Below are 16,766 nucleotides of genomic sequence, written 5' to 3'. Positions count from 1 at the left end.
TAAAAATCATTCGGGTCGGATTGCTGCGAAAGAAATGATACACTAGCACGTCAAAGTAAGTGCGTTATCAGTATTCAGGTAGCTGTTGAGCCTGGGGCGGTAGCGTGCTTTTTTCTGCTTAACTTAACCAGACAATCACACAAAAGAGTCGCTAGTGGAAAAGCCATTTCTAAAAATCCTGGTCATAAAGATGCGATATCATGGAGATATGTTATTAACTACTCCTGTCATCAGTACGCTCAAGCAGAATTATCCTGATGCAAAAATCGATATGCTGCTTTATCAGGATACCATCCCTATTTTGTCTGAAAACCCGGAAATTAATGCGCTCTACGGGATAAGCAATAAAGGTGCGGGAACATTCGATAAAATTAAAAATGTGCTTTCGTTGATAAAAACTCTGCGTGCGAATAATTATGACCTGGTCATTAATCTTACGGATCAGTGGATGGTGGCGCTGCTGGTACGTTGTTTACCCGCACGGATGAAAATATCGCAACTTTATGGTCATCGGCAGCATGGCATTTGGAAAAAAAGCTTCACACACTTAGCGCCAATACACGGCACACATATTGTTGAGCGTAATTTATCGGTCCTTGAGCCATTAGGTATTACCGATTTCTACACCGACACAACAATGAGTTACGCCGAAGATTGCTGGAAGAAGATGCGCCAGGAGTTAGATGCCCTGGGCGTAAAAGATCATTATGTTGTCATCCAACCGACAGCGCGTCAGATATTTAAGTGCTGGGATAACGATAAATTTTCTAAGGTTATCGATGCGCTGCAACAGCGAGGGTATCAGGTTGTCCTGACCTGTGGGCCTTCGGCAGATGATCTCGCTTGTGTAGATGAGATTGCACGAGGTTGCGAAACGAAACCCATTACTGGCCTTGCAGGTAAAACACGTTTTCCTGAACTAGGCGCGTTAATTGATCATGCTGTGCTTTTTATTGGCGTGGATTCTGCGCCGGGGCATATTGCGGCGGCGGTGAAGACGCCAGTTATTAGCCTATTTGGGGCCACTGATCATGTATTCTGGCGCCCATGGACCGAGAATATTATTCAGTTCTGGGCGGGGAATTATCAGAAAATGCCGACCCGGCATGAACTTGACCGCAACAAAAAATATCTTTCTGTTATTCCAGCGGAAGATGTGATCGCCGCTACGGAAAAGCTGTTGCCAGAAGATGTCCCTTCAGCTGACAGGAATGCACAATTATGATCGTGGCGTTTTGTTTATATAAATATTTTCCATTTGGTGGGCTTCAACGTGACTTTATGCGCATTGCATCAACAGTTGCCGCACGGGGCCACCATGTTCGGATCTATACGCAGTCGTGGGAAGGTGATTGCCCGAAAGCATTTGAGCTTATTCAGGTGCCAGTTAAGTCCCATACCAACCATGGACGCAATGCAGAATATTATGCCTGGGTACAAAATCATCTCAAAGCGCATCCCGCTGATCGCGTTGTTGGGTTTAATAAGATGCCAGGGTTGGATGTTTATTTTGCCGCTGATGTTTGTTACGCCGAGAAAGTTGCGCAAGAAAAAGGTTTTTTATATCGTTTAACATCACGATATCGCCATTATGCCGCATTTGAGCGAGCGACTTTCGAGCAGGGTAAATCGACGAAACTTATGATGCTGACCGATAAGCAAATCGCCGATTTCCAGAAGCATTATCAAACTGAATCTGAACGTTTTCAAATTCTTCCTCCCGGTATTTATCCGGACAGAAAATACAGCGAGCAAATCCCAAACAGTCGTGAAATTTATCGCCAGAAAAATGGCATAAAAGAGCAACAAAACTTATTACTGCAGGTTGGATCAGATTTTGGCCGTAAAGGTGTGGATCGCTCAATTGAAGCTTTGGCATCGTTACCGGAATCATTACGTCACAATACGCTTTTATTTGTTGTTGGTCAGGATAAACCGCGGAAATTTGAAGCGTTGGCAGAAAAACTCGGCGTGCGGAGCAATGTGCATTTCTTCTCTGGCCGCAATGATGTGTCAGAATTAATGGCAGCCGCTGATTTATTACTGCATCCCGCCTATCAGGAAGCCGCGGGTATCGTTCTTCTTGAAGCGATCACTGCTGGATTACCTGTTTTAACAACTGCGGTATGTGGATATGCGCATTATATTGCGGATGCCAATTGTGGAACGGTCATCGCTGAACCTTTCTCCCAGGAACAATTAAATGAAGTTTTACGTAAAGCGTTAACACAGTCTCCATTACGAATGGCCTGGGCGGAGAATGCTCGCCATTATGCCGATACTCAGGATTTGTATAGCCTGCCAGAGAAAGCCGCAGATATCATTACAGGTGGTTTAGATGGTTGAATTAAAAGAGCCGCTTGCCACACTTTGGCGTGGTAAAGATGCTTTTGCAGAAGTCAAAAAACTGAATGGCGAGGTCTTTCGTGAACTCGAGACGCGTCGCACATTACGCTTTGAACTGGCCGGGAAAAGCTATTTCCTCAAATGGCACAAAGGGACGACTTTAAAAGAAATTATAAAAAACCTGCTCTCATTGCGGATGCCCGTTTTAGGCGCAGACAGAGAGTGGCACGCTATTCATCGCCTGAGTGATGTTTGCGTTGATACAATGAAGGGCATTGGGTTTGGTGAAAAAGGTTTAAACCCATTAACCCGTACATCATTTATTATTACCGAAGATCTCACTCCCACGATTAGCCTTGAAGATTATTGTGCCGATTGGGCCGTTAATCCTCCTGATATACGTGTTAAACGTATGCTGATCGCGCGTGTGGCAACCATGGTGCGTAAAATGCACGCCGCAGGGATAAACCACCGCGACTGTTATATTTGCCACTTTTTGCTTCATTTGCCATTTACTGGCCGGGAAGATGAATTAAAAATTTCGGTTATCGATCTGCATCGGGCACAGATACGAGCAAAAGTACCACGTCGTTGGCGGGATAAAGATTTGATTGGTTTGTATTTCTCATCAATGAATATTGGGCTGACGCAGAGAGATATCTGGCGATTTATGAAGGTTTATTTTGGGATGCCTTTACGTAATATATTATCTCTTGAACGGAATTTATTGAACATGGCAAGTGTTAAGGCCGAGCATATTAAAGAGCGAACACAACGTAAAGGATTATAAAAATTTTTATCAGTATGTACTGGAACTAACTTCATTATGACTATTTATTTTATAAACTGGGTTGCAGATTATGAATTAAAAATGATCCAGTACCTGAAAAAAAAGTACAAGATAAAAAATATAACAACACCAAAAAAATACAACTGGGTTAATAAGAAAATTTCGAAATTAGGGATGGATAATGCATGGCTGGGACGATTATTTATCAAACATCACCTAAATGCTGTAAAAAAGGATGATATAATTATCTTTAATGACAGTGTCATTAATAAAGGTATTAACAAGCAAATATTAATAAATATTAATTGTCATAAGGTATTACTTCTAAGAAATACTGTCAACGAAGATTTTATTTTTGATAACACTAATTATTTTGATATTATCTATGATTTTGAGCATAGATTTATAGGGAATGAAAAGACCAAGGCAATAGAACAATTTTTTCCTATAGGAATGGATGAAATTAGAAATTATAGTTTATCTGACAAAAATAACAGTCAGCCAATATGTTTTTTTCTTGGTCGTGATAAAGGACGTCTTCAAATAATTAATGAATTAGCCGATAGATTAACAACACTAGGATGTAAGCTGGATTTTAATGTTGTCAAAGATAAAACATCATCTCCGTCTTCAAAGTATTTGATTGAAAAACAAATACCGTACGAAGAGAATATTAGAAGAACATTAAATGCTAATATAATTGTTGATATAACTAAAGAAAACCAATCTGGCTGGACTCTTCGTATACTTGAAGCACTATTTTTCAATAAAAAATTAATTACTAATAATATAAATATACTTGGCTCAGAAATCTATAGTGAGTCTCGTTTTTTTATAATAGGTCATGATGATTGGGATAAGTTAGAGTATTTTATTAACTCATCTGTTAAACCAATGGATTATGATAGTTTATATAAATTCAGCCCTGATAAAATGATGTCAACAATTGTTTCTGATTTTATAGAAAAATAAAACCGTTAAAACAGTGAGTTTTACTCAATTAATGAGAGTTTCAATGAAAATAGCATTTATCGGCGAAGCTGTTTCTGGATTTGGCGGTATGGAAACAGTCATTCGTGATGTTATTACTACCTTCAGGCAACAACATATCCATAGTGAAATGTTTTTCTTTTGTCGTAATGATAAAATGGATAAGGGATGGCTGGAAGGTATTAAGTACTCGTGTTCATTTTCCAATATTCGCTTAGGCTTTTTGCGTCGGGCGAAACATATTCATGCTTTAAGCAAATGGCTTCAGAATTATCAGCCAGATGTTGTTATTTGTATTGACGTTATCTCGTGTTTGTATGCGGCTAAAGCACGTAAAAAATCAGGAATTGATGTGCCAGTATTTTCATGGCCGCATTTTTCTTTAGATCACAAAAAACATGCTGAATATATCACCTGTGCCGACTATCATTTAGCAATCAGCTCTGGCATTAAACAGCAAATGATTAATCGAGGTGTACCAGAATCGACGATAAATGTTATTTTTAATCCAGTCGAAGCTAAAGGCACAGTCATTCCTGCGCCTGAGGAAGGCGAAACGGCAACGTTCATTTATGTTGGGCGTATGAAATTCGAGGGCCAGAAGCGGGTTAAAGACCTCCTTGATGGCTTATCACAAGCGCAAGGTAACTGGAAACTCCATGTATTGGGTGATGGTTCCGATTTCGAAAAATGCCAGGCTTATGGTAGAGAATTAAATATTGATGATCGAATAGTCTGGTATGGTTGGCAACAACATCCCTGGGAATTGGTCCAGCAAGATATTAAAAAAGTGAGTGCATTATTGCTCACGTCATCTTTTGAAGGTTTCCCAATGACCCTACTTGAAGCCTTGTCATGGGGAATTCCTTGCATCAGCGCCGATTGTGTCTCCGGGCCTGCTGACATTATTCAACCTGATGTTAATGGTCATCTGTATCAACCGGGAGATATTGCTGGTTTTGTATCTCTTCTCAATAAATATATAGCAGGTGAAATTTATATCGAACATGAAAAAATTCCTGCGTCGATCGATAAATTTTATCAATCGAAGTATTACGATAGATTACATAAGATAATTATTTCTGCTATTTCCCGGAGGAAATAATGCAGCAGGTGTTTTTCCAGGAAACTGAGTTTCTTAATTCAGTTATTGATTATAATCATAAAGTAGAAACAGAAAATCTTTGTCTGGACATCGCTTATGGAACTGACAAAAATTTTCTATTTGGTTGCGGAATTTCGATTGCTTCAATATTAAAGTATAATGAAGGAAGTCGATTGTGTTTCCATATTTTTACTGACTATTTTGGTGATGATGATCGTAAGTATTTTGATGCCCTGGCGCTGCAGTATAAAACCAGAATTAAAATATATCTGATTAATGCTGATCGACTCCGCTCATTGCCTAGCACTAAGAACTGGACTCATGCAATATATTTTCGCTTTGTTATTGCAGATTACTTTATTAATAAGACGTCTAAAGTCCTTTATCTGGATGCAGATATCATTTGTCAGGGGAGTATTGATCCACTAATTAATTTCTCATTTCCTGACAATAAAGTCGCAATGGTTGTTACAGAAGGGCAAACTGACTGGTGGGAAAAACGCGCACATTCGTTAGGTGTTGCGGGAATTGCTAAAGGTTACTTTAACTCCGGTTTTTTATTGATTAATACTGACCAATGGGCTGCTCAGCAGGTTTCTGCACGAGCCATTGCAATGCTAAATGATCCAGAAATAGTCAAAAAAATAACACATCCTGATCAGGATGTATTAAATATGTTGCTGGCAGACAGACTTATTTTTGCTGATATAAAATATAACACCCAGTTTAGCTTAAACTATCAACTCAAAGAAAGTTTTACAAACCCAGTAACCAACGATACTATTTTTATCCACTATATCGGTCCAACCAAGCCCTGGCATGATTGGGCCTGGGATTATCCTGTATCACAAGCCTTTATGGAGGCAAAAAATGCTTCGCCATGGAAGAATACGGCGTTGCTGAAACCGAACAATAGCAATCAATTAAGATATAGCGCAAAACATATGCTTAAAAAGCATAGATATCTAAAAGGATTTAGCAATTATCTTTTTTATTTTATTGAAAAGATAAAGCATTAAAACTGGGAAACTATAAAGTAATGATATAAGGGTAGCATTGTGGACTCATTTCCTGCCATAGAGATAGATAAAGTTAAAGCCTGGGATTATCGGCTAGTTAATATAAATACTTCTGAATGTTTAAATGTTGCCTATGGTGTCGATGCTAATTATCTTGATGGTGTAGGTGTTTCCATCACATCAATTGTCCTAAACAATCGACATATTAATCTTGATTTTTATATTATTGCTGACGTTTATAATGATGGTTTTTTTCAAAAAGTCGCAAAGCTTGCAGAGCAATACCAATTAAGAATCACGTTATATAGAATTAACACTGATAAGCTCCAGTGCTTGCCTTGTACACAGGTCTGGTCAAGAGCAATGTACTTCCGTTTATTTGCATTTCAATTATTGGGTTTAACGCTTGATCGTTTGCTTTATCTTGATGCAGATGTTGTTTGTAAAGGCGATATTAGCCAACTATTGCATCTGGATTTAAACGGAGCGGTAGCTGCTGTTGTTAAAGATGTTGAGCCAATGCAGGAAAAGGCGGTATCCAGGTTGTCTGATCCTGAATTACTTGGGCAATACTTTAATTCCGGCGTCGTTTATTTAGACTTAAAAAAATGGGCTGACGCAAAACTAACAGAAAAAGCGTTGTCTATTCTTATGAGTAAAGATAATGTTTATAAATACCCTGATCAGGATGTTATGAATATCTTACTGAAAGGGATGACAATATTTTTGCCTCGTGAGTACAATACAATTTATACAATTAAAAGTGAATTAAAAGACAAAACACATCAAAACTATAAAAAGCTGATTACAGAAAGTACTCTGCTTATTCATTATACAGGTGCAACTAAACCGTGGCACAAATGGGCAATTTATCCATCGGTAAAATACTATCAAATAGCTTTAGAAAATTCACCATGGAAAGATGACTCTCCACGAGATGCAAAATCAATTATTGAATTTAAAAAAAGATATAAACATCTTTTAGTACAGCATAAATATATCTCAGGAATTATAGCAGGAGTCTGTTATCTTTGCCGAAAATATTACCGTAAATAACATTTAACTGGTTTATTATGATTCAGAAGAGCAAGATCAAAGACTTGGTTGTTTTTACCGATGAAAACAATTCAAAGTATCTCAATGTATTAAATGACTTCTTGTCTTATAATATAAATATCATCAAGATTTTTCGTTCTATTGATGATACAAAAGTTATGCTTATTGATACCGATTACGGTAAATTGATTCTTAAGGTTTTTTCTCCGAAAGTTAAGCGTAACGAACGTTTCTTTAAGTCTCTGTTAAAAGGTGATTATTACGAACGCCTTTTTGAGCAAACCCAAAAAGTAAGAAATGAAGGGTTAAATACACTCAATGATTTTTATTTATTGGCTGAACGGAAAACCTTACGTTTTGTCCATACTTATATCATGATCATCGAGTATATTGATGGCATAGAGTTGTGTGATATGCCTGATATTGATGATGTGCTAAAAAATAAAATTCAGCAATCAATTAATTCCTTACATCAACATGGCATGGTTTCTGGCGACCCCCATCGTGGTAACTTCATTATAAAAAATGGTGAGGTTCGAATTATTGATCTCTCTGGAAAACGTGCTTCAGCGCAGCGTAAAGCGAAAGATCGTATTGACTTAGAGCGTCATTACGGTATTAAAAATGAGATTAAAGATCTAGGCTATTATCTTTTAGTATATCGTAAAAAAATGCGCAATTTTATGCGGCGTTTGAAAGGGAAACCAGCGCGCTAAAATAGAAATACCCACAATTCCATGTCTTCACCAGGACAGTTTTAAGCGGAGTTATTTATTTCACAGGTTTATCATGAAGAATATTAGATACATTGACAAAAAAGATGTTGAAAACCTGATTGAAAATAGAACATCTGATGATGTTATTATTTTTCTTTCTGGCCCTACATCGCAAAAAACACCTTTGTCAGCATTGCGAACAAAGGATATTATTGCTGTCAATGGTTCTGCGCAATATTTGTTAAGTCATAATATCGTTCCTTTCATATATGTACTTACAGATGTCCGCTTTTTACATCAGCGTCGTGATGATTTTTATAAATTTAGCCAGAGAAGTCGTTATACCATAGTAAACGTTGACGTTTATGAACACGCTTCCAAAGAAGATAAACTTTATATCCTCCAGAACTGCCTCGTATTACGATCTTTTTACCGCCGAGAAAAAGGCGGTTTGATAAAGAAGATTAAATTTAATATTTTGAGCCAGATTCACAAAGAACTGCTGATCTCTGTACCGTTGTCTAAAAAAGGTCGTCTGGTTGGATTTTGCAAGGACATTAGTCTTGGTTATTGCTCATGCCATACTATTGCCTTCGCTGCAATTCAAATAGCATATTCACTTAAATATGCGAGAATTATTTGTTCTGGTCTTGATTTAACGGGTAGTTGTTCTCGTTTTTATGATGAAAATAAGAATCCTATGCCCTCGGAATTGAGTAGAGATTTATTTAAAATTTTGCCATTTTTCCGTTTTATGCGTGATAATATAGATGATATTAATATTTATAATTTGTCGGATGATACGGCTATTTCTTACGATGTAATTCCTTTTATTAAACTTCAAGATATCAGTACAGAAGAGTCAAAGGATAAGACAAGAAAAAAAATGCAATATAAAGCTTCAACTGATTCTTATGCTAATTAGTCATCCTGAAACTAAAATAATATGGTATAAAAATGCGTTTAGGAACTTTTCACAAAAAGAAAAGATTTTATATAAACAAAATCAAAATTAATTTCCTTTCTTTTTTATTTCGTAAGAAAATCAATGACCAAGTTACAGAACCAGCACAAATTAAATCATGCCTAATCATTCATGATAATAATAAACTCGGTGATCTAATTGTATTAAGTTCGATTTATCGTGAGCTTTATAGTAAAGGAGTTAAAATAACCATTCTCACAAATAGAAAGGGTGGGGAGTTTCTCTCTAATAATAAAAATATATTTGAGTTCTGTATCAAAGAATCGACGGGCTCCCTTAAAATGCTTACTCTATGTAAGCATCTGCGGGATTTACAGTTCGATATTGTATTAGACCCCTTTGAAACAATGCCCTCATTTAAGCATAGTTTAATATTATCAAGTTTAAAAGATTCTTACATTCTGGGTTTTGATCAATGGTATAAGCGTTACTATTCATTTTACCATCCCCACGATGAATGTTTAAAAGAACATATGAGTACACGAGCAACAGAAATCCTGAAGCATATTTATGGTGAGGGTGAATTTTCCACCGACTACGACTTGCATTTACCTGTAGATGTTGAAAATAAAATAAAAGATTTTATTGGAAATACAAGAATAGTCATCATTAACCCATTAGGTGCAAAAAAAATATGCCGACTTACGTTTGAGCAAATAAAAATTATATATCAAGAAGTGAAAGCACAGTTTGAAAATTATCGAGTGATATTTACCGGGTTACCGCAAGATTTATTGACAATACCAATACCTGAAATTGAAACACTACCATTTGACGAGTTTATTTATACTGTTGCTTTGACCCGGTATAGTGATTTTGTCATTTCTGTTGATACAGCTCTTGTTCATATCGCTGCGGCTTATCATAAACCAACGCTTGCATTTTATCCTAATTCACGTACTCCGGAATATCCCTCACATTTAATTTGGGCACCGAATAATCATCAATCTATACAAATAGTATCCCCAACATTTACGATAAAAGATATCGATACTGAAACTTTAACTGATTCAGTAAAGAGATTAAGTTGTATAGATAAGAAGTGAGTTTTAACTCACTTCTTAAACTTGTCTATTCTTGATTAATAGTATTGTTACGATTATTAATAACGAGTAAGAGGACTATCGCGGATATAACGATAATTGGAATGCTGCGTGCCCATATGATCACATCACTGAGTCCAATCCCCACAATGCCAAGCGTTAATATCAACAAACCCAATGCGCGTTTTTTATATGCTGTATAAAATAGTGAAAAATAGAGGAAAAGGGTGGAAAAAATCCCCATCAGACCTTTCAGTGACCCTGCTTCAATTATCTCATTATGTAGGTGTACGTTAGCAAAATCCAAAGCTCCTCTTAGTCTATTGTTTTCTGCGACTAACAAATTCATACTTTCAGCGCGCGACTCTGCAGATCTAAATGAAAAAGGCGATTCTTTGAATAAATCAAAACCAATTTCGTACATTGCCAGTCTTGCACCTAAAGAAGTCACGCTATTAGCATTGGTATAACTGTTTAAATCATTTAATGCTTCGTTATAGCGATATTGAATTGGTTTATTAAATATAATTACAACACTGGCCAATATGGCAATTAGTAGAACGATAGCGGAAGTGAATTTTTTGGGGGATTTGTTGTAATATGTAATTAGTGCAACAGCACAAATTACAGGGAAAAGGAGTAGAGTTGCTCTGGTTTGTGTCAGTGCCAGAACATAAAGTACCGCACAACTATTTAATAAAAATAAAAAAGGATGGTTTTTTTTAGTATAAAGAATTGCAACACCACTAACTATCCCTATTAGCATTGTTGAATATGCCGCTCCTGTTGCCGCTCCTATACCAAAAGAAATGCGGTCATATTCATGAATGCTATTAATATAAATTGCATATGCAGCAATTATAAATGACAGGGAATATAAAATGTATAACACACTTTCTTTTTTTGTTTTTAGCTGGCTAGTTAGTGCCAAAAAAACAATAAAAGATCCAAATATAAATATTTTGGCAGTGTTTAAATAACTGTGGTAAGTAGCACGAAATGGAGAGTTGTCTACTTTAAACACAGAATACCAAATTAAATCAAGCAATCCTATAAAAAATATAGAAAGTGGAAGAATAAGGTTTTTTATATTATAATTTCCTTGTCTGCCACGTAAAATTAGTGATAATAAGCAAACTATAGCAGTGATGTTATATATCTTTATGCTGAAAGTGTTATCGACGAATGCAATTATCAATGAAAAAAAACATAATATATAAGTCATTATCTCTAAAATCATAGATGATTTCAGAGTGTAAGGTTTCCATGAATGAAGTTTAATGAAGGTTGGCATGTTTTACCTTTATAATGATGATAATTTTTCCAAAACTGCTTGACCGTTGAGATTAATTAAACTTTTCCCCGGTGCCATGCAAACTACCTGATTCTTCCCATAACCGCCAATTAATCCAGGGTCTGTAGGCCCATAAACTGTGATATTGGGTTTATCGAGTGCCGCAGTTAAATGGCTTAATCCTGTATCGACTGACACAACAAATTTAGCTCCAGCTAGCACGCGGGCAACGCCTTCCAGCGTCATCTTCGGCAGTACGTCGACATAATCAAAGCCTTCCGCCAGCCTTTTTGCCCGCTCTTCTTCATGCGGCGCTCCCCACGGTAGTTTAATTCGAATCCCTGAACCTGCCAGTAAACCAATTAATTCTCGCCAGTGCTCTTCCGGCCAGTGTTTATCATCGCGGGTGGTCGCATGAAGGAATACAGCATACTCCCCAGCATCCGGTAGTGGATTTGTCAGGAAATGCTGCGCAATAGCATAATCGCCCTGGGCCTGCGGTTTGCTATACCCAAGGCTTTTTGCGAACAGTTCACGGGTACGTTCTACGGCATGCTGCTGTTTCGCAATATGATGTTTGCGATTGTAAAACAGGCTGGCTAAAGGCTCGCGAGCGGTTTGCCAGTCCATTCCATGCTTAACGCCATGTGCTAAACGTGTCACCAGCGCTGCGCTTTTTACCAGCCCTTGGGCGTCGATAATTGCGTCATAGTTTTCTGCCTGAAGGGCTTCACGAAACGCTTTCCGTTCCGCTTTTATGGGGGCCGAGAACCAGGCTTTGCGCCAGCGACGTATCGCCACCGGAATAACCCGCTCAACGGCGGCGTGCCAGGAAGGAATCTGTGCGAATCCCTCTTCCACCACCCAATCAAACTTAATCCCCGGGATTGCCTGCTGGGCATCGGTGAGTGCGGGCAGCGTATGGAGAACATCGCCCATCGACGATGTTTTAACGATCAAAACCCGCATCCGTCAGGCTTCCTCTTGTAACAATAGCGCGTTGAGTTCTTCCAATACGCGCTGGGGAGTAATGTCGATCAAGCTCTGGTGATAACCCTCTGCAGCGTCACCTTTACGCACTTTGTGATAGCCGGTAATCAGGCGGATCACGCGCGCTTTATGGGAAAGCGGCGGCGTAAAGTCCGGGCTGCTTGGTCCATACAGCGCAACCAGTGGACGATTGAGCGCCGCAGCAACGTGCATCAGGCCAGAATCGTTAGTGACAATGGCTTTACAGGCGGCAATCAAAATGACTGCCTGCTCAAGCTGTGTTTCCCCCGCCAGGTTCCGACACCATGCCTGCTGCTCGGTATTCAAAGCGGCAAGAATCTCATTGCCCGCCTCATGATCTTTCGCCGAGCCAAACAGAACCACCTGATAACCTTCATCAATCAGCTGCTTTGCCAGCTCTGCATAGTGGTAGTGTGGCCAGCGTTTCGCCGGGCCAAACTCCGCGCCCGGACAAAAGCCAATCATCGGACGTTCTGATGAAAGCGAAAATTGATTACAGGTATATGATTTTTCACCTTCGCTCACTTGCAATTGCGGCCATAACAACGGTTTTGGTAGATCTTGTGCGGTACGCATCACGCCTTTGTCATAGGCCAGCGCCACATAGCGTTCCACCATTAGCGGCCAGGCTTCTTTATCGAGCACACGTACATCGTTGAGTAAACCGTAGCGCATCTCGCCGCGCCAGCCGGTGCGATGAGGAATACCCGCGAAGAAAGGCACTAATGCGGATTTGAAGGAGTTGGGTAAGACGTAGGCGCGGTCGTAGCGCTTTTCACGCAGACTATGACCCAGTTTGCGGCGTTCGCCGATTTCCAGCGCCCCGTGACCGAGAGGCATAGGGATAGCTTCGTTAACTTCCGGCATCCGCGATAATAATGGACGGCACCATGCCGGTGCCATCACGTCGATTATCGCCTGGGGATAGCGCGCCTGGAGCGTGCGATAGAGACTTTGCGACATCATCATGTCGCCAACCCAAGACGGGCCGATCACCAGTATTTTCATGCAGAGCTCTTATGCGTCGCGATTCAGCCAGGCCATGTATTCCGTTACACCTTCAGCAACGGTTTTGAACGGTTTGTCGTAACCCGCAGCGCGCAGATTAGTCAGATCCGCCTGAGTAAACGCCTGGTAGCGGCCTTTCAGTTTATCCGGGAACGGAATGTATTCGATCTGACCTTTCTTGTGATAAGCCAGTGTTGCATCTGCTACTGCCTGGAAGGATTCCGCACGACCAGTACCGAGGTTGAAGATGCCGGAAACGCCATTTTCCAGGAACCACAGATTCACATCAGCCACGTCGCCCACGTAGACGAAGTCGCGTTTGAAGTTCTCGCTACCTTCGAACAGTTTCGGTGATTCACCGTTGTTAAGCTGGGTGTTGAGATGGAAAGCGACGCTCGCCATGCTGCCTTTATGGCCTTCACGCGGTCCATAAACGTTGAAATAGCGGAAGCCAACAATCTGCGAGTTCGCTTCTGGCAGGATTTGACGAACATATTCATCAAACAGGAACTTCGAATAACCATAGACGTTCAGTGGTTTTTCGTATTCGCGGGATTCAATAAAGTCGGAGGTGCGACCGCCGTAAGTGGCTGCAGAAGAGGCGTACAGGAACGGGATTTCGCGCTCCAGACAGTAGTGCAGCAGCTCTTTGGAGTATTGATAGTTGTTATCCATCATATACTTGCCGTCCCACTCGGTAGTGGAAGAGCACGCGCCTTCGTGGAAAATCGCTTCGACATCGCCGAACTCTTCGCCCGCCATAATCTGGATCAGGAAGTCTTCCTTATCCATATAGTCCGCGATGTTCAGGTCCACCAGGTTCACAAACTTGGTGCCGTCTTTCAGGTTGTCCACCACCAGAATATCGGTGATGCCTTTATCATTCAGGGCCTTAACGATGTTGCTGCCGATAAAGCCCGCGCCGCCGGTAACGATGATCATAACTGTAACCTTCGAATTATGGAGTCAGAGACAATCTCAGACACGAATACTTCTATCATATCACTACACGGCGTTGGCTTCAGCCATTCGCCGAAAGTGAGGGGGATGGACGTTATTTATTCTAAATTTTACAGAAGTGTTAACGCGTCATCTCGTCGCGAACTATAAGTTTGGGTAATATGTGCTGGAAATTGCCCTGTCTGGAGAATCGCAATGCGTGGAGAATTTTATCAGCAGTTAACTAACGATCTGGAAACCGCAAGGGCGGAAGGGTTGTTTAAAGAAGAACGCATTATTACGTCTGCGCAGCAAGCAGACATCACTGTGGCTGATGGAAGTCACGTCATAAACTTTTGTGCCAATAACTATCTCGGACTGGCGAATCATCCGGATCTGATTGCGGCGGCAAAGGCGGGAATGGATTCTCACGGTTTCGGCATGGCTTCGGTGCGTTTTATTTGCGGCACTCAGGACAGCCATAAAGAGCTTGAACAAAAACTGGCGGCCTTCCTGGGGATGGAAGATGCGATTCTCTACTCTTCCTGCTTTGATGCCAACGGCGGTCTGTTTGAAACGTTGCTGGGCGCGGAAGACGCCATTATCTCCGATGCTCTGAACCATGCCTCGATCATCGACGGCGTGCGACTGTGTAAAGCCAAACGCTATCGCTATGCCAACAACAATATGCAGGAGCTGGAAGCGTGCCTGAAAGAAGCACGTGAATCCGGGGCGCGCCATGTGTTAATCGCCACCGATGGCGTGTTCTCTATGGATGGCGTAATTGCCAACCTGAAAGGGGTTTGCGATCTGGCCGATAAATACGATGCGCTGGTGATGGTGGATGATTCCCATGCGGTCGGTTTTGTCGGTGAGAACGGTCGCGGTTCTCATGAATACTGCGATGTGATGGGCCGTGTCGATATTATCACCGGCACGCTGGGTAAAGCGCTGGGCGGGGCTTCTGGTGGTTATACCGCGGCGCGCAAAGAGGTGGTTGAGTGGCTGCGCCAGCGTTCTCGCCCGTACCTGTTCTCCAACTCGCTGGCACCAGCGATTGTCGCCGCTTCCATCAAAGTGCTGGAGATGGTCGAAGCGGGTAGTGAGCTTCGTGACCGTCTGTGGGCGAACGCGCGTCAGTTCCGTGAGCAAATGTCGGCGGCGGGCTTTACCCTGGCGGGAGCCGATCACGCCATTATTCCGGTCATGCTTGGCGATGCGGTAGTGGCACAAAAATTTGCTCGTGAGCTGCAAAAAGAGGGCATTTACGTCACCGGTTTCTTCTATCCGGTCGTTCCGAAAGGTCAGGCGCGTATTCGTACTCAGATGTCTGCGGCGCATACCCCTGAGCAAATTACGCGTGCGGTAGAAGCGTTCACGCGTATTGGTAAACAACTGGGCGTAATCGCCTGAGTGAGGATGTGAGATGAAAGCGTTATCCAAACTGAAAGCGGAAGAGGGCATCTGGATGACCGACGTTCCTGAACCGGAACTCGGACATAACGATCTGCTGATTAAAATCCGTAAAACAGCCATCTGCGGGACTGACGTTCACATCTATAACTGGGATGAGTGGTCGCAAAAAACCATCCCAGTACCGATGGTTGTAGGCCATGAATATGTTGGTGAGGTGGTTGGCATCGGTCAGGAAGTGAAAGGCTTCAAGATCGGCGATCGCGTTTCTGGCGAAGGCCATATCACCTGTGGTCACTGTCGCAACTGTCGTGGCGGTCGTACCCATCTGTGCCGCAACACGATCGGCGTCGGCGTTAACCGTCCGGGCTGCTTCGCCGAATATCTGGTGATCCCGGCGTTCAACGCCTTCAAAATCCCCGACAATATTTCCGATGACTTAGCCGCAATTTTTGACCCGTTCGGAAATGCGGTGCATACGGCGCTATCGTTTGATCTGGTCGGCGAGGATGTGCTGGTTTCTGGTGCAGGCCCAATTGGTATTATGGCCGCGGCGGTAGCGAAACACGTTGGTGCACGCAACGTGGTGATCACTGATGTTAACGAATACCGTCTGGGGCTGGCGCGCAAAATGGGCATCACTCGTGCAGTTAACGTCGCCAAAGAAAACCTCAATGACGTGATGGCCGAGCTGGGCATGACTGAAGGCTTTGATGTTGGTCTGGAGATGTCTGGTGCGCCGTCAGCGTTTCGCACGATGCTGGACACCATGAATCACGGTGGTCGTATTGCGATGCTGGGTATCCCGCCGTCTGATATGTCTATCGACTGGACAAAAGTGATCTTTAAAGGCCTGTTCATTAAAGGTATTTACGGTCGTGAGATGTTTGAAACCTGGTACAAGATGGCGGCGCTGATTCAGTCTGGTCTGGATCTCTCGCCAATCATTACCCATCGTTTCTCCATCGACGATTTCCAGAAAGGCTTTGATGCTATGCGTTCTGGCCAGTCCGGGAAAGTTATTCTGAGCTGGGATTAACACGAACAAGGG

General features: G+C 41.6%; 16 protein-coding genes. 12 read left to right on the top strand and 4 right to left on the bottom strand.

Translation table 11 applies throughout. The annotated features are described in order from the left end of the window. Positions 1–154 precede the first annotated feature (154 nt). The 10 genes from rfaQ to D9736_RS11595 all read left to right on the top strand — a co-directional run bounded on the left by rfaQ (position 155) and on the right by D9736_RS11595 (position 10,053). Positions 155–1,225 (top strand): lipopolysaccharide core heptosyltransferase RfaQ, encoded by a 1,071-nt coding sequence (gene rfaQ / locus D9736_RS11640; protein ID WP_130258376.1) that lies wholly within the window; start codon positions 155–157, stop codon positions 1,223–1,225. Continuing rightward, positions 1,222–2,346: a lipopolysaccharide glucosyltransferase I gene (gene rfaG, locus D9736_RS11635; protein WP_130258375.1), complete on the top strand. Its 1,125-nt coding sequence runs from the start codon at positions 1,222–1,224 to the stop codon at positions 2,344–2,346. Before rfaQ ends, rfaG begins: the two co-directional genes overlap by 4 nt. Continuing rightward, positions 2,339–3,136: a lipopolysaccharide core heptose(I) kinase RfaP gene (gene rfaP / locus D9736_RS11630; RefSeq protein ID WP_130258374.1), complete on the top strand. Its 798-nt coding sequence runs from the start codon at positions 2,339–2,341 to the stop codon at positions 3,134–3,136. Before rfaG ends, rfaP begins: the two co-directional genes overlap by 8 nt. Positions 3,137–3,172: 36 nt before the next feature. Further along, positions 3,173–4,108 carry an LPS core biosynthesis protein RfaS gene (gene rfaS / locus D9736_RS11625; RefSeq protein ID WP_130258373.1) on the top strand — a complete coding sequence of 312 codons (936 nt, stop codon included), beginning with the start codon at positions 3,173–3,175 and terminating at the stop codon, positions 4,106–4,108. A gap of 43 nt (positions 4,109–4,151) precedes the next feature. Then, on the top strand, positions 4,152–5,231 hold the full coding sequence (gene waaB / locus D9736_RS11620) for a lipopolysaccharide 1,6-galactosyltransferase (RefSeq protein WP_130258372.1): 1,080 nt from the start codon (positions 4,152–4,154) through the stop codon (positions 5,229–5,231). Then, entirely contained in the window at positions 5,231–6,250 is a 1,020-nt protein-coding gene (gene waaO / locus D9736_RS11615; RefSeq protein WP_130258371.1) for a lipopolysaccharide 3-alpha-galactosyltransferase, read from the top strand. The genes waaB and waaO overlap by 1 nt, the downstream gene beginning before the upstream one ends. Before the next feature lie 39 nt (positions 6,251–6,289). Further along, positions 6,290–7,306, top strand: coding sequence for a lipopolysaccharide 1,2-glucosyltransferase RfaJ (gene rfaJ, locus D9736_RS11610; RefSeq protein WP_130258370.1), 1,017 nt, complete (start codon positions 6,290–6,292; stop codon positions 7,304–7,306). A gap of 17 nt (positions 7,307–7,323) precedes the next feature. Next, positions 7,324–8,022, top strand: coding sequence for a lipopolysaccharide core heptose(II) kinase RfaY (rfaY, locus tag D9736_RS11605; RefSeq protein WP_130258369.1), 699 nt, complete (start codon positions 7,324–7,326; stop codon positions 8,020–8,022). A 73-nt stretch (positions 8,023–8,095) separates the two neighbouring features. After that, positions 8,096–8,947, top strand: coding sequence for a 3-deoxy-D-manno-oct-2-ulosonate III transferase WaaZ (waaZ, locus tag D9736_RS11600; protein ID WP_130258368.1), 852 nt, complete (start codon positions 8,096–8,098; stop codon positions 8,945–8,947). Positions 8,948–8,979: 32 nt separating this feature from the next. Beyond that, positions 8,980–10,053, top strand: coding sequence for a glycosyltransferase family 9 protein (locus D9736_RS11595; protein WP_130258367.1), 1,074 nt, complete (start codon positions 8,980–8,982; stop codon positions 10,051–10,053). Positions 10,054–10,078: 25 nt separating this feature from the next. Here D9736_RS11595 and D9736_RS11590 read toward each other — a convergent pair whose 3' ends face one another. From D9736_RS11590 to rfaD, 4 genes are read right to left on the bottom strand one after another with little or no spacing between them, the layout of a single operon-like run. After that, on the bottom strand, positions 10,079–11,344 hold the full coding sequence (locus D9736_RS11590) for an O-antigen ligase (protein WP_130258366.1): 1,266 nt from the start codon (positions 11,342–11,344) through the stop codon (positions 10,079–10,081). A 9-nt stretch (positions 11,345–11,353) separates the two neighbouring features. Beyond that, a complete protein-coding gene (gene rfaC / locus D9736_RS11585; protein WP_130258365.1) occupies positions 11,354–12,313 on the bottom strand; it encodes a lipopolysaccharide heptosyltransferase RfaC in 960 nt (319 codons plus the stop codon). A 3-nt stretch (positions 12,314–12,316) separates the two neighbouring features. After that, positions 12,317–13,363: an ADP-heptose--LPS heptosyltransferase RfaF gene (gene rfaF / locus D9736_RS11580; protein WP_130215184.1), complete on the bottom strand. Its 1,047-nt coding sequence runs from the start codon at positions 13,361–13,363 to the stop codon at positions 12,317–12,319. 9 nt (positions 13,364–13,372) lie between these two features. Then, positions 13,373–14,305: an ADP-glyceromanno-heptose 6-epimerase gene (gene rfaD, locus D9736_RS11575; RefSeq protein WP_000587764.1), complete on the bottom strand. Its 933-nt coding sequence runs from the start codon at positions 14,303–14,305 to the stop codon at positions 13,373–13,375. A gap of 213 nt (positions 14,306–14,518) precedes the next feature. Here rfaD and kbl point away from each other — a divergent pair, with 213 nt between their 5' ends. Beyond that, complete coding sequence (gene kbl, locus D9736_RS11570) at positions 14,519–15,715, top strand: glycine C-acetyltransferase (protein ID WP_130258364.1); 1,197 nt, start codon at positions 14,519–14,521, stop codon at positions 15,713–15,715. Between the two features lie 13 nt (positions 15,716–15,728). Next, positions 15,729–16,754: an L-threonine 3-dehydrogenase gene (gene tdh / locus D9736_RS11565; RefSeq protein WP_130206693.1), complete on the top strand. Its 1,026-nt coding sequence runs from the start codon at positions 15,729–15,731 to the stop codon at positions 16,752–16,754. The last annotated feature ends 12 nt before the right edge of the window (positions 16,755–16,766 follow it).

The sequence above is a fragment of the Escherichia sp. E10V10 genome (genome assembly GCF_004211985.1).
Taxonomy (GTDB): domain Bacteria; phylum Pseudomonadota; class Gammaproteobacteria; order Enterobacterales; family Enterobacteriaceae; genus Escherichia.
This window is presented reverse-complemented; position numbering and strand designations above follow the sequence as displayed.